Annotated in this window: 16 protein-coding genes; 7 read left to right on the top strand and 9 right to left on the bottom strand. The window is 59.2% G+C overall.

The genetic code is table 11. The features are described from left to right. The first annotated feature begins 299 nt into the window (after positions 1–299). Positions 300–458, top strand: coding sequence for a hypothetical protein (locus tag B5525_RS44230; RefSeq protein ID WP_154073376.1), 159 nt, complete (start codon positions 300–302; stop codon positions 456–458). Between the two features lie 144 nt (positions 459–602). Here B5525_RS44230 and B5525_RS23020 read toward each other — a convergent pair whose 3' ends face one another. Further along, the gene (locus B5525_RS23020; RefSeq protein WP_079568054.1) at positions 603–1,022 is read right to left on the bottom strand and encodes a hypothetical protein; all 420 of its coding nucleotides are present in this window, start codon (positions 1,020–1,022) and stop codon (positions 603–605) included. Between the two features lie 460 nt (positions 1,023–1,482). On the opposite strand from B5525_RS23020, the gene B5525_RS23015 reads away from it, so the two are divergent. Next, positions 1,483–2,151, top strand: a complete 669-nt coding sequence (locus B5525_RS23015; protein ID WP_172899944.1) for a protocatechuate 3,4-dioxygenase — start codon at positions 1,483–1,485, stop codon at positions 2,149–2,151. Positions 2,152–2,347: 196 nt separating this feature from the next. On the opposite strand, the gene B5525_RS23010 is transcribed toward B5525_RS23015, so the two are convergent. Further along, entirely contained in the window at positions 2,348–2,599 is a 252-nt protein-coding gene (locus tag B5525_RS23010; protein WP_154073375.1) for a hypothetical protein, read from the bottom strand. 619 nt (positions 2,600–3,218) lie between these two features. On the opposite strand from B5525_RS23010, the gene B5525_RS23005 reads away from it, so the two are divergent. Beyond that, positions 3,219–3,665: a hypothetical protein gene (locus B5525_RS23005; RefSeq protein WP_154073374.1), complete on the top strand. Its 447-nt coding sequence runs from the start codon at positions 3,219–3,221 to the stop codon at positions 3,663–3,665. 12 nt (positions 3,666–3,677) lie between these two features. On the opposite strand, the gene B5525_RS23000 is transcribed toward B5525_RS23005, so the two are convergent. Next, positions 3,678–4,745 carry an AraC family transcriptional regulator gene (locus tag B5525_RS23000; protein ID WP_079568051.1) on the bottom strand — a complete coding sequence of 356 codons (1,068 nt, stop codon included), beginning with the start codon at positions 4,743–4,745 and terminating at the stop codon, positions 3,678–3,680. A gap of 131 nt (positions 4,746–4,876) precedes the next feature. Here B5525_RS23000 and B5525_RS22995 point away from each other — a divergent pair, with 131 nt between their 5' ends. Both B5525_RS22995 and B5525_RS22990 read left to right on the top strand, forming a co-directional pair. Beyond that, on the top strand, positions 4,877–5,413 hold the full coding sequence (locus tag B5525_RS22995) for a carboxymuconolactone decarboxylase family protein (RefSeq protein WP_079568050.1): 537 nt from the start codon (positions 4,877–4,879) through the stop codon (positions 5,411–5,413). 377 nt (positions 5,414–5,790) lie between these two features. Then, positions 5,791–6,540 (top strand): SDR family NAD(P)-dependent oxidoreductase, encoded by a 750-nt coding sequence (locus B5525_RS22990; protein ID WP_079573689.1) that lies wholly within the window; start codon positions 5,791–5,793, stop codon positions 6,538–6,540. Positions 6,541–7,361: 821 nt separating this feature from the next. On the opposite strand, the gene B5525_RS22985 is transcribed toward B5525_RS22990, so the two are convergent. Further along, a complete protein-coding gene (locus tag B5525_RS22985) occupies positions 7,362–7,664 on the bottom strand; it encodes a hypothetical protein (RefSeq protein WP_079568049.1) in 303 nt (100 codons plus the stop codon). 50 nt (positions 7,665–7,714) lie between these two features. Here B5525_RS22985 and B5525_RS22980 point away from each other — a divergent pair, with 50 nt between their 5' ends. Next, positions 7,715–8,164, top strand: a complete 450-nt coding sequence (locus B5525_RS22980; RefSeq protein ID WP_244567546.1) for a DUF305 domain-containing protein — start codon at positions 7,715–7,717, stop codon at positions 8,162–8,164. 588 nt (positions 8,165–8,752) lie between these two features. Next, the gene (locus B5525_RS22975) at positions 8,753–8,941 is read left to right on the top strand and encodes a hypothetical protein (protein ID WP_079568048.1); all 189 of its coding nucleotides are present in this window, start codon (positions 8,753–8,755) and stop codon (positions 8,939–8,941) included. A gap of 274 nt (positions 8,942–9,215) precedes the next feature. On the opposite strand, the gene B5525_RS45860 is transcribed toward B5525_RS22975, so the two are convergent. From B5525_RS45860 to hisD, 5 genes are all read right to left on the bottom strand, one after another. Next, entirely contained in the window at positions 9,216–9,563 is a 348-nt protein-coding gene (locus B5525_RS45860; protein WP_079573686.1) for a CoA transferase, read from the bottom strand. A 19-nt stretch (positions 9,564–9,582) separates the two neighbouring features. Further along, complete coding sequence (locus B5525_RS22965) at positions 9,583–10,302, bottom strand: enoyl-CoA hydratase/isomerase family protein (RefSeq protein WP_244567545.1); 720 nt, start codon at positions 10,300–10,302, stop codon at positions 9,583–9,585. A gap of 321 nt (positions 10,303–10,623) precedes the next feature. Then, on the bottom strand, positions 10,624–11,475 hold the full coding sequence (locus B5525_RS22960) for an alpha/beta fold hydrolase (RefSeq protein WP_244567544.1): 852 nt from the start codon (positions 11,473–11,475) through the stop codon (positions 10,624–10,626). Between the two features lie 44 nt (positions 11,476–11,519). Further along, positions 11,520–12,194 carry an SDR family NAD(P)-dependent oxidoreductase gene (locus B5525_RS22955; RefSeq protein ID WP_079568045.1) on the bottom strand — a complete coding sequence of 225 codons (675 nt, stop codon included), beginning with the start codon at positions 12,192–12,194 and terminating at the stop codon, positions 11,520–11,522. Between the two features lie 31 nt (positions 12,195–12,225). After that, positions 12,226–13,551: a histidinol dehydrogenase gene (gene hisD / locus B5525_RS22950; RefSeq protein ID WP_079568044.1), complete on the bottom strand. Its 1,326-nt coding sequence runs from the start codon at positions 13,549–13,551 to the stop codon at positions 12,226–12,228. Between the last annotated feature and the right edge of the window lie 12 nt (positions 13,552–13,563).

The raw sequence follows: 13,563 nt of genomic DNA, 5'->3' as shown, positions 1-13,563 counted from the left end.
AACCTGCAGGATAGAAGGAAACCAGCGATATAGCTGGATAAAGAACCAGCGGTCATTGTTCGTGAGCTGGACGCGACCATTCAGCCTACGCCTCACGACATTCAACTGATGTCGAAGCACCGCATTCTCAGCTTCAAGCCGCAACTTCGACTTGAATGGTGAGGCCAGGACGGCCAGAACGAAACAGAGCTGCCCGATCATTCCGCCAGCTTAGGCGATTCCATCACGTCATCAACTCGGATCAGGTTATCGGTACACACAACGGCCAGAGCGAAACAGAGCAGCCCGATCTCGGAGGGATGAAAGCTGCCGCGACGAACGCCCCGGATGTTCGCACACGCCGCCGAAGCATTGATGTCGCGGCCTCCCACTGTGAACTCAACATCAACGCCGCCAAGGCGCTTGGTTTGACGATACCGCCGACCCTTCTCTCCCGTGCGGACGCGGTGATCGAATGAAATGGTGGCATGTCTGCTTCTGGCGGCACCTTTGAGACGTGCCGACGGGCGCTGGGGATGTCCGGAGTTGGGAGCAGACCGGAAGTCATCGGCCGGCGCTCAAAACGGCGCTTCCGACCCTTAGCGGGCGTCAGCGTCCAATCACTATTTCTCAAAACTCCGAACCGCCATTGAGCCGTCATCCATGCGAATGATATGGCCCCTCTTATGGTCATCGGTCAGGTATAGGTCCCAGTGGATTTGGCTTCCCGGATTCACAACCGACTCGAAAGTCATCGTTCCTGTGCAATCTGGATCGAGCGTGTAGGTCCCCTCCAGCTTCTCGCGGCCAATCTTGCCGCCCCGACTGGAGGATTGCTTCCCCGAGAACTTTCCCGTCCCGTCAAAAACGAAGATGCCGTAATGCACTCGTTGGATGCCAGGCTCCCCGGGCTCAATAAAGCCGCGGCCTGTGAATACAAACCGGCCTTGAAGTGTTTCGGTCGTGCAGCGCTCGGCTTGTGCCTGCGCTAAACTTGTGAGCAGACACAAGCAAATCAGCCCCCATGCGATCCGCCTACCCATTGCGACCCTCCGGCTCGAACCGATCCACCTGTCGTCGCGAGCTAAGGACCTGGCAACACGCTCCGGCGGCAGCTCGCATATTAGTCTACACTTTTTGCCGGGGTACGCGAAGGAGCAAGCGCCACGTCTCTTCCTGGCACGTTTGAGACATGCCAACTGCATCGAGCGATGACCGCTTTCAGGGGTAACCCGGAAGACATTTTCTCACTTTGAGTTCTTCTCAGTTGGGTAGAGTCGAGATGTGGCGCGGTGGCGGAGCGGACGTTGTTCCCACGCGCGGAGGCGGGGAATAGCTGGAAACTCCGTGAGCCGGTCAGGATTGGTTTTTCTTGCATTAACGTTGGCGGGTGAGCGGGCCTAATGGTATTCTTCGCGACTTCAGGGATCGGAGGATATCGAATATTCAGGTGGATGCCTGTGTCCAACTGAAAATGCTGCGAAAATTGAGGAGGACTCGGCAATGGCGACTTTCTCCATAGGTGATCTCAGCCGTCGGGAAATCTTGAGAATGTCTGCGATACTTGGCGTCACAAGCCTCGTCTCAACCAAGTTCGCGTTTGCTCAAGCGGCCTTGCAGCGCACGCCTGGCCAAATACTTGGTCCGTTCTATCCAATGAAACCTTTTGATCAAAATATCGATCTGACGAAAGTGGCCGGTCGGCCAGGTCGAGCCGAGGGTGAAATCCTGAACGTCATGGGACGGGTGCTCAATTTGAAGGGTGAGCCCGTTCGCAACGCCAAAATCGAGATTTGGCAAGCCAACGCTCATGGGCGCTACACTCATCCGAGCGATACAAACCCTGCGCCGCTCGATCCCAACTTTGAAGGATCAGCCGTTCTGACCACGGACTTGGAGGGTCGATATAGCTTCAAGACTATCAAACCAGCCGCGTATCCTGTCGGTCCCAACACAATCCGGCCAGCGCACATTCACTTCGAAGTTTATGGCCGGCAAGATCGACTTGTGACCCAAATGTACTTCGAAGGCGACCCTTACAACAGTACGGATCGTTTTCTGCAAAGTGCGGGGCGAACGGAATTGCTCATCACGAAGCTATTGCCGCCGCCTCCCGAGTTCGAACCAGAGTCGAAAGTGGTGGTATTCGACATCGTGCTGTACGCGGGCTAATTAGTTCCGCACAAGGCAAGTGCTGCAGCGATGCACCGAGTTCCGGTTTGGCAGATATTGTTGCAAAAGTCCCAAAAGGCGCAGCGGCTTATTTTCCGCCAAAGAACGAAACAAGCGACAATCGCGATCATTAGGGCTTCAAACACGCTACCAGAATCGCCTGTGAGTTTGGCGCTTGGCGACGTGGCCCCCCACATCATTGTTCAATCGCGGCACCCACGGGTCGGAGAATTTTCGTTCGCCACCCCAAAAAGACTTTTGCAACAATATCGGTCAAAAGGCGAAATTCCGGCGTTTCCAGCGCATGTCGGACGGTCTCCGGGCCGACGCCGACAGCCTGCAGCCGGCGGGCCAGGGCCGCGACGCGGGCGCCGAGCGCCTCATAGGTCAGGTTCGCCGGCGAGACCCTGTACATCACGCTGCCGCAGGCGCTTTCGGACCGCCTCAAGGCATTCAGCCTAGCGGCGTACGCCTGGTCGCTGGCTTGACCGCAACGGCGCAGGTTGACCCGCGGTCTCGGCCCTCTAAATAATCGCTGAGATGGCAAGCAAGGCGAGGCCGTTGGGGACCCTGGCTTGGTTGGCACGCGCAGCGTCCTTTTCGCGCGGCGTTGGAATGGCTAGATCGTCGATCGAAAGCGTTGTGCGTAAGTCTTTGGCGCCCTGATAGCCAGGAAGGTATGCCTCTCGCACTCGCTCAACTCCGATACTCTGCGAACTTGCCCGCTCACTGACGGAGCTGGTCTTACCGACATTCGGCAATGCCGAAAATCCTCGAAATAAAATCCGCTATCAGTTCTTTAGGGTCGGTCGTACCGATTAACGGACGCATCGGCGATCGACCTTCGCGTCGGAGCGGATGTTCATTCCCGAACTACGATCGGGCACCGTCCCCGCGGTCCTGTTCGAATACAGTCTAGCTGCGCTTGACTTGCGATTCTTCCTTCCGGGCGCGACAGCCCAGGCGAGAGCGTTTGTACTTTTTCCAGTGTACCTTCAGCGTAGCGAAAGACAGTCCAACGCAGCGGCCATGAGCGGATCTGGAGCCAGCTCACGAGACGAACGAGCATGTCTTCGATCCCGGTCGGCATTCAGCGTTTTGGATGGATGAGTACGGTGACGGGCAACGGAGTTGCTCGTCCCGAGCCTCCTCCAAAGGAGTTCGCCATGTCCCGGATCTCGGTCCTGAAGCACGCAATCAACACCGCAAGGGCAGGTCTTATGTTTGTCGGAACTCTTTCACCTGCGCACGCTGCCTATCAGCACGAATCTGTCAGCGTCTATCCCGATCTTCCGGTCAGCGCGAGCGCAGATCATGCCAAAGTCAAGACGCTTGTTACAAGGAACGCATCGATCACGTTGACTTCGCATCGGCCCTGGCGTGCTCCGGTCGGTCATTTCCAACCGCGGCGGGACGACGTCCCTCAATCGGAAGGGGTCTCGGAATGGGAGCGACAGCAGCAGCAGTTCAACAAGGAGCTGGACCGCAAGCTGATTATCTGCCGCGGATGCTGACAAGCTGCACGCTTACAAGGCGCGGCGGTCTCTTCGAGGGGACCGCCGAGCCCCTTTCTGGCCCTCGCGTGACGGAGAATCCACCTCAAGCGTCTCCGCTGGCTTCGCGTCGGCTGCTACGCCCGCAGGCCTTGCGAAGACCTCCCGGCCGGACGCCTCCTGCTTCTTGCGCCACTGCGCCGGCGTAATGCCCATGTGGCTCTTGAAGGCACGCTGGAAGGCCGCTTCCGATTGATACCCGACCGCCTCAGCGACCGCACCGGTTGAAAGGGATGAACGTCTCAGTTCGTTCGCTGCCATCGTCATCCGGATGTCGGTCAGGAGGTCGCTGGCCGACCGCCCGAGCTTCTCCTGGAACTGGCGGGCGAGCGTGGCGCGCGACATGCCGGACCGTTGCGCGAGCTCAGGCAGTGACAAGGCGCGCGCAGGTTCGTTGAACAGTGCGGCCACCGCCGGCGCAAGGCGCGGATGACCGGCCAGGGCAAGAAGGCCGCGTGGCGCATTCTCGGTCTCGCTGGCGAGCCGTAGCACAAGCGCGAACATCGCCGTCGAGAGCGCATTGAGCATCGCACGACCGCCCAGATGATCGTCCGCCGATTCCCTGCGCATCAGGGTGACGAGGCCGGCGAGCTGCGCCGCGGTCTCCTTCTGCTCGCCGGCTGCACCCGCATGCACGACCAGACGTGGCGGCAGATAGCTGCGCAAAAGTCGGTCGTGCGGTGGCGCGATCGCGAAGTGTCCGCAGAGCAGATCGAGCCGCTCGCCCCTGCCAGCGTTCTCACTGATCACGAGATTGAGCTCTTGGCGATTTCGCGCCGGCTTCGCTCGCGCGCCGCTGCCGTCGTGCATGACGTGCCGTGGGTTGCCGGGAAGCAGAAGGACGTCGCCGGGCTTCAGCTGCAACGGTCGACCGGCAGCCGGGTGCTCCAGTATCGCGGAGCCGGCGAGCACGGCGTGGTACGGGATCTCGTTCGCCTCGCCCGGCCCCTGATTGATGCGCCAGGGCGCGCCATAGGAGCAGCGCAAGTCCAGGCGCCCGCGTACCGGCATCATTTCGAACAGACGGCTGAGCCAATCCATGGCGACCTCCTGAAAGGAATCCAGTTGAGACGATGGAGCATATAGTTGAGACCCATCGACGTTCAAAGTCTCAGCCCGGATCCATAGAGTCACTCGGCAATCGTTCACCAACCCCAACGAGGAGTGCCACTATGTCCCGTCTTTCAGTCCCGAATCTCGAATCCGACACTGGCCCGTCTGGTCGGATCTATGCCCAGATCAAGAAGGCCATCGGCAGCGTCCCGAAAACATTCGCTGCCATTGCAGCCCACGGCCCTGCCGCCCTCAAGTCGGTCCTCGCCGTCGATACGGTTCTCGCTGCGGGCACGCTGACCAAGCGCGATCAGGAAGTGATCAAGCTTGTCATCAGCGGCGCCGCCGGCTGTGACTACTGCGTGGCCGCGCACAATTATCTGGCCAAGCTCGCCGGCGTGAGGCCGGACGCGCTCAAGCAGATCCGTGCGGGCCAACCCACCGGCGATCCCAAGCGTGATGCGCTGGTCAGCTTCGTCCGCAAGCTTGCGCAGTCAAGCGGCACCGTCAGCGACGAGGATTTCGCCGCGATCAAGGCCGCCGGCTACAGCGATGCCCAGTTGGTCGAGATCAGCCTGGCCTTCGCGACCATCACCTTCACGAACGTCTTCAACCGCATCAACGACACCGAGATCGACTTCCCTGCAGTCGCGTGAAGCGACCATGCGCCCCCAAAGATCTCAGATCCGAAAGGATAACGACCATGACCACGATTACCCACACCACTCAAAATCCGCCTGTGCGCGCGCTGCACTCCTGAGGCAGGACGTTGTTCGCCTGACGCGGCAATAAGGTGGCACTCTGCCGATGGCGATGCGTCGTCGGCGAGCTTCCCGCTCGCCGGCGATTGCCCATTCGGGAATGCGAATCCGAGTCGGGCCCGCAGGAAACCGGGGGCGCCCCGAACTTCAGGATTAGTCCGCCCTGGGGATCGCCGGACTGTCTCATTCCACATCGGATAGTCGACAGGCCTATCTCGCTCGCAAACCGCATGGTCACCACCGTGAGGGCGACTACAGATTGGAGAACCGTCATGCCCAGGTTGGAAGGCAAGTTAGCAGTTATCACTGGCGGCAGCAGTGGCATCGGATTGGCCATGGCGCAGCGCTTCACAAGGGAAGGAGCATTTGTCTACATTACCGGCCGTCGGCAGAACGAGCTCGACATGGCGGCTGCTCTGATCGGACAACGCATCGCCACCGTTCAAGGTGACGTGCAAGACCCTCGTGATCTCGACCGACTCTACGCAAGAATTCGCGAGGACCAAGGCAAGATCGACATCTTGGTCGCGAACGCGGGCTTCATCGATCCGCGAACGCTCGTTGACACGACGGAAGACAATTTCGACAAGACCTTCGGCGTCAACGTGCGTGGCCTTCTCTTCACGGTTCAAAAAGCACTGCCGCTCATTCGCGATGGCGGCTCTATTATCCTCCTCTCATCCATCGCCGCTTTCAAGGGTATCCCAAACGACACCGCTTATAGCGCAACCAAGGCCAGCGTTCGCTCCTTCGTCCGCACATGGACGGCAGAACTCAAGGACCGCAGTATCCGCGTCAATGCCATCAGCCCCGGCGCGATCGATACGCCCATCATCGATGCGCTGGCGAGCACGACGGAAGACGCGGATGCGATACAGGTGAGCTTTAGGGCTGCCACGCCGCTAAACCGCCTTGGTCAACCAGAAGAGATTGCAGCCGCAGCGCTCTTTCTGGCGTCGGATGAGAGCAGCTACGTCGCCGGCGTCGATCTTGTCGTCGATGGCGGCCTTAGCGCGCTTTGAGAGCTCATTCGACCCGGTCGCATCGCGTGAAAGCTTGAAATGACGACGAACTACACGAACCACGTGGCGCTCGTCGCGAGGCGGTACGATGTAAGTTCGCCGTAGGCAACCTAAGCCCCCGCCCTCACTGACACTCACAGCCGTGAAAGCAAGCGCTCGCAGCATTAAAACCGACTTGGCGATGTCTAAACCGATCGTCGTGATCGTCTGCATGGCTCTCTCGTCTGAATCGTGGGAGCCCCGGACGCCTGCGCACTTGCGGTTGATTTCCCTTCGTGATCGGTGGACTGACATCGACCGGAATGCCGGAAATGCTTTACCTTGCCACGGCAGGCAAACTGCCTCTGCTTTGCGGATCGGCCGTTGGCAATGACCCGCCGGGGTGAGAGTGACCGCCTTCGGTGATCAGTGGAACAGCTTCACCCCACTCCTCTTCCAGCTTGGCTATCGAAGCGGAGAGTGCATGCTGCGATACGGCGGCCCTAATTGCCGCTTCGTGAAACTGCCGGTCTCCGCGACCGAGGCGAAGTGTCGGATCTGGTAGAGTTCCGTTCTATAGACTGTGTTTATCCAATTTATAAAAACATACGATTTCATTTATGCAGAGTCATGGATTAGCGTCAGGCAATGACGCACAACGCGAGGTGCGGTTATCTCGACAGAGCGTCCACTAACGGAGATTGAGTTGAGAAGAGCAGCTTTTGCTATTCTCGGCGCGTTGCTGATTGCCGGATCGACGGTTCAAGCGGCCACAGCCAAGTATCATCACGTGCGCGAAGCGCGTGTGGCGCCCATAGCCGCCAGCCAGCAATTCTGCAACGCTAATAGTGAGCTCGCAGCCGCCCGAATGTGCCCACATCCTTTTCGAGCTGGGTGATTGTGGAGGCGACATGGTTAGCAAGGAGTACCTCGAAACCGCGCGGACCTTGCTCCGCGCTGCCAAAAACATGACTGACCGAAGGATTGCGGGTCAGCTCAAGGCGCTTGCGGAGGACTAAGAGCGGGGAGCTGAAAAGGCCGCGCACGCCGATGGGGCTAAAGCATTGGCTCGGTCGGCCGCCCGCGATGAACGTGAGCAAAGCGATCGATTTGCGCGTCCCGTCGCTTCTGTCGACGATCACCATCAAGCGAAGGGAGGGCGCCCTCCCTTCGACGTATTGTGATGGAGGACATCATGGCTTCGTGGCACTCGTCCGTTCGCAAGCGACTCGTCCCGCTGGCGATGACAGTATCGATCTTAACGACCACTCCAATTGTCTTTGCGCATGATCAAACCAGGACGCGCCACGTCCCCGCTGCGGCCAGCAATAGAACCGAGCTCCAATTCATAGTCGACAATGAACTGGCCATCAGCAAGATGAGCTTGGACATGAGCGAGATGGCCGATCCGACCGGCGACGTCGACCGCGATTTCGTCGCCCTCATGATACCCCACCATCAAGGCGCCATCGACATGGCCCGAGCCGAGCTCAAATACGGCCATAATGAGGAGCTTCGCCGTTTGGCTCAGAGCATCATCGTGGAAAGGGAGCACGAGATGTCCGCAATGCGTGGCGCGGTTGGAGAAACGCCGCCCTCGAAGACAAATGATAAGACGCCACCGGAATCCGAAGGGCGTCCCTAGCCCGCGCAAGATGCTGGGCAGCGGAGACCAGAGCGTCGCGCTGCTCAATCACGCGCAGCCCAATGGGATGTTCCCGCCGTCCGGCGTATCATCGCCTTGATCTCGGCGGCGGCGGTGCGGCTGCTACTCAGCGGCCCACGGCTTACCCCTGTCGATTTCGTGGAGATGGCGTGCGCACTCGGCTAATTGAATGCCTTCATACAAGACAAAGCGATGTTTGAGGCTCACTACTAATCCATAGTCTTTTCCAAATGCCGGCCACGCCGAACACCGCGCCGTCGCGACGCAAAATCGCATAACGCTTACGGAAGGAAGAAGCTACTGGCTTGTACGCCGCTCCTGCACCCATACGCTGACAGTCGACCGCGCGGCTTCAGGACACTTCGCGCCGCTCACCATGTGCGCTTCGTCTGACGCCAGGAACACCACCACAACCGCGTTTGTCCGGCGCCCGGCCCAGTCACGTGTTTTTTATTCCTTCGTAACTGCCTGCAGGGTTTCAAAATCGGTGCGGAGGTCCCAAGTCATACATTAAATGATCTTCGTCATATCATCTTAGAGTCATTCTGATAAGCGTATGGAGCGAGCATGGGCGAGGTTATTCCATTCATGCCAAAGTCCGAGGGCGAGCGAGCCCGCCTAATTCGAGAAGCCCGCGCGATATATGACGGCATCTTCCCGCCGGTTGATCCCGTCATCGAGCATGGGGACAAGTCACCGCGTCATACGGTCAGCGGCGCCAATGCCTATCGCAGCGACGGGGCTCTCCCGTCGTGATCAACACCAACGTTGCGGATCGCAGCGACGTGGCCAGGCGAAGAAAGGCAGCCTTCGCCCGCCTGAGGGGATGCGATCTCCTCGGCGATCGCGCGTGCGCTCGGCGTCGCGACGAGGCTTACGCTTTGGTTTGCACGCCTTGGTCATCAACGCGGCGCTGGGTCTCGGGATTTATCGATCGACCAGCTTGGTCTATCGGCTTGTTGCCGCGCGGCGGGGCTTAAAAAGAAAAAAGAGCCGCCGATGCGGCTCTAAGTCGATGGCTGTGTCAGGGTCAGCCCCCAGCTCGTCCGTTCTTTGCGGTCGTAGTCGAAAGATAGCTATTGCGATTCGATGTGGCTTTCCCATCACACGCGCTGGAAGTCAATACATTGTTCGTGGGCGGAATTGCGCGGGCCTCGGCATGATTTAGATCCAGACTAATATTGCGCTTTCCCGTATTCTGCTGGATGTAATAGTAGGACATCCCCTCATTACGAGGAATCGCAGCCCGGGAGATATCGGGGCGCGGTGGTTCGATTTTGATGACTTCTGCGCCCAGGTCGTGCAAAGTCTTGGCGCAATGCGGGCCCGCAAGAACGCGGGAGAAATCTATGACGCGGATGCCTGCAAGTGGTCCCATAGCTGCCATTGCCTAAACCTCAATTGCCCGCGAATTTGGCGAGACCGGCGCCTTTTTCCCGGTAGGATCGCAGTCCGCGTTCAAGATCGCGGCTTTTCCAGATCGGCTTTTGCACATCTGACATCGCGTTGTCGGCGGCCACCATTCCCTCACGAAGGTAAATGTTAACGAGGCGCTTGGTGCTGCCGTGCGCAATGGTGGGTCCAAGAGCCAGCTCTCGCGCGAAGGCAAGCGTCAGCTCGTATAGTTGCGCATCTGGAACGACGCGATTTATGATATTCCACCTTTCCAGCGTAGCAGCGTCATGGCGTCGGCCCATCATGACGATTTCCTTACCGCGCGCCGCTCCGACACGTTCCACGACGCGCTGTACTCCACCCATTAGCGGGTGCAATCCGAGCGTAGCTTCAACCAGACCGAACTTGGCCGAAGAAGCTGCAATTATCATGTCGCAAGCCAACGCCAGCTCAAATCCTCCGCCCACGGCTACGCCGTGGACACTCGCGACGACCGGTACCGGGCACTCGTCAAAGGCTTTGAGAACTCCAAGCGGCTTGAGGCTCTCTTCGACGGATACGCCCTCGTTATCAAACAGCGAAAGATCGGCACCAGCAGAAAAATGCCGAAGGTTGCTGCGAAGGATGATCGCGCGACAGCCAGTTTCGACAGCGTGCGCAAGACCAGAGATCAAGGCTGTCGAGAGCTCTCGACCAACAAGATTGTGCGGAGCAAGGCTCATTGTTAGAACCCCAACGTCTCCGTCTCGCTCGAGCAAGACAGGGCTGTTGGAAGTAGCCGCATTTGAGGTGTTCGCAGTTGTGCTGTCAGAGCCCATTGTACGGTTTCCGATACGAGATGGTTTCTTTCTACCTTAGCCGCCCTGTTTGATAGGAGAGCCCGCTCTCCTCAGAGGGCCGTGATCTTTCATTGGGCGTGGTCCAGAAGTGAAGTTCGATCATCGATTCGTCCTTTCGTTAGTCGAGTGGTACGAGTGCAGACCGCGCGGGTTCTGTGCTCCGCGCGTCCCATATTGCGGGCGCCGCGAGCGTCAGCGTGCCGGTCAGCCGAGTCCGGTGAAAAACTCGATCACGCGTTTGTTCGCGGGTTCTGGCGTTTCAAAATGGACGAAATGGCCTGCCCCCTCAGCAATCTCGACCTCCGGTTCCGCAAAGTATTCGGGAAGCCGGTCCATCCAAGCGCAGAGGATCACCGGGTCGTAGCGTCCCCAATAGAAGCGACTCGGCACCTCGATTTTCGGCAACACTGGTGCACCATGACGCACCAGTGCCATGCGGTCGGCATGAGTCGCCCGATACCAGGCGAAGCCGCCATCAAGATTGCCGGGCTTCATGAAATTGTCGACGAAGTACTCGATTTGACCGTCGAAGGCGCCCGGCGCATGCGACCAGTGCTTGAGCAGGCTATCGAAATAAAGACGACAAACCTCGCGGCTGTGGCCGACAAGCTCCGGAGCCCAGAGTTGCTGGTTGAAGGATTGGTACCAGATCTCCTTGACATGGTCTGGGTCCACCCAGCGCCGGCCGATGCCGGGATACGGGGCGTTGAAGAAAAAGAGGCCCGTCAGCCGCTCGGGCGCAAGCCGCGCAATGTGCTGGGCCACGTATGCTCCGACGTCATGGGCGACGAGGCCGAACCGATCGAGACCCAGCGCATCGGCAAAGGCCATAATGTCTCGAGCGTGGGTCGCCGGTCCGGCCGGCCGCGCACTTGTGTCGCGTGTGTCGCCGAAGCCGCGAAGGTCTGGCGTGATCACATCAAACCGCATCGCCAGCGCAGGGATATTTCGATGCCACCCCCACCAGAATTCCGGCCAACCGTGGAGTAGGATCAGGGGTTGCCCGTGTCCCTCGCGTACATAGTGCATCTTGAGGGTGTCAACCTCAGCAAACAAGTGGTTCCAGTCGCCGTCGGGGCGGGACCGATCGCGAGTCCTCGTCATCGCGTGACCCAGCCCCCCGAAAAGGGAAAGACCTGACCGACGAAGAAATCGCTCTCGTCACCGGCGAGGAATAGGGCCAGTGCCGCAGATTCCCAGCCATGGGCAAGTCGCCCCAGCGGCGCACCCTTGATCCGCTCTTTGAATTCGGCGGTCGCCTGGTAGCTTGGCGGGAAATAAGTAGGGTTCTCGACGAACGTCTGTGCGATCGCGTTCACCTGTACGTTGTGTGGTGCGACCTCAGTGCCGACGTCCTGCACATATGCAAGCTGTGCACCCCGCGCCGAGCCATAGGCCGAATAATTCGGCATTCCCTTCAGCCCCGAAGCGCTGCCCATGACCACGATCTTGCCGCGGCGGCGCGCGATCATCTGCGGTAATACGGCTCGCACGAGTCGATGCAGCGGATAGACCATCGCCTCGTACATCGCACGGAAAATGGCGTCATCTGTATCGAGCACCGAGGTACGCGGCTGTTCGGCAGCGAGGTTAACGACCAGCACGTCCACTTCCCCCGCCTCCGTGATAAGCGCCTCGGCGGCACTAGGCACTGTCAGGTCGCGATCGTCGGCGAGCAGATCCGCCCCCTCCGCGGCAAACAGCTCGATCAGGTCCTTTCCCATGAAAGCGCTGGTCTGAGTGATAACCACCCGCCTTCCGTTCACTCGGTTCATGTCGGTCCCTCCCAGTGCCTAAACCGAGATGCTATTCAGCCGCTTCGCGGTAGGGTGCGCCAGCGCCATAGGGCACGTTGAGGCCCCCGTAGCGTCGCACGCGAACATTGCACTGCTCAGCATGGCCAACAAAACCTTCCAACATGCAGAGGCGGGAGCCGTATTGGCCGATTAGCGCCGCCGCCTCGTCGGTCAAAACCTTCTGATAGCTATGGGTTTTCAGAAACTTTCCGACCCAGAGTCCGCCGGTGTAGCGTCCGGCCTTCTTCGTCGGCAAGGTATGGTTTGTTCCGATCACCTTGTCACCATTAGCGACGTTCGTCCTGGGCCCTAAGAACAACGCGCCATATGAGCGCATGTTTTCTAGGAACCAATTATCGCGGTCCGTCATCACCTGCACATGCTCGGAGACGATGTTATTGGCGACGGCGAGCATTTCGTCGTAGCTGTCGCAAACGATAACCTCGCCAAAATCCTCCCAGCTTTTCGAAGCAGTTTCAGCCGTAGGTAGGATCGTCAACAGGCGCTCGATTTCCGACAGCGTGTCACGAGCAAGCTTCCCGGAGTTGGTGACGAGAACGGCCGGGGAATTGTAGCCATGCTCCGCCTGGCCCAGCAGGTCGGTTGCGCAGATCTCGGCATCGACAGTTTCATCGGCGATCACCATGGTCTCGGTAGGCCCGGCGAAGAGGTCGATCCCGACCCGGCCATATAGTTGCCGCTTGGCCTCGGCAACGAAGGCGTTACCCGGCCCAACCAGCATGTCCACTGGCTTGATCGTTTTGGTTCCGATGGCCATCGCGCCAATGGCCTGGATACCCCCTATGACGTAAATCTCGTGCGCTCCGCCCAGCTTCATGGCCGCAATCACCGCCGGATTCGGCTCACCCTTGAAAGGTGGCGTTGCCGCAATGATGCGTGGCACCTTCGCTACGCTGGCGGTTGCCACGGACATATGGGCCGAGGCCACCATCGGGAACTTACCGCCCGGAATGTAACAGCCGACCGATTGTACCGGGATGTGCCGGTGGCCGAGGATCACCCCGGGCAGCGTCTCCACCTCGACATCTTTCATCGAGTCGCGCTGGATCTGCGCGAAGTTGCGGACCTGTTCGTGGGCGAACCGGATGTCCCGCATGTCCTTGCTCGAGACCTTGTTCACCAGCGCCTCGATCTCCGACGCGCTCAAGAGAAAGCTCGACGGGGAATAGTTGTCGAACTTCTGGGAAAGCTCACGTACGGCCACATCGCCGCGCCTTTCGATATCGACCAATATAGTGGCGACCGTCTCTCGGACCTTGAGCTCGTCATCATGACGCTCGGCCGCGGTGCGGGCTGACTTAAGATGGTTAATCACGACTTCCTCCTA

Source organism: Bradyrhizobium erythrophlei (assembly GCF_900129505.1).
In the GTDB taxonomy this organism is placed as follows: Bacteria; Pseudomonadota; Alphaproteobacteria; order Rhizobiales; family Xanthobacteraceae; genus Bradyrhizobium; species Bradyrhizobium erythrophlei_D.
This window is presented reverse-complemented; position numbering and strand designations above follow the sequence as displayed.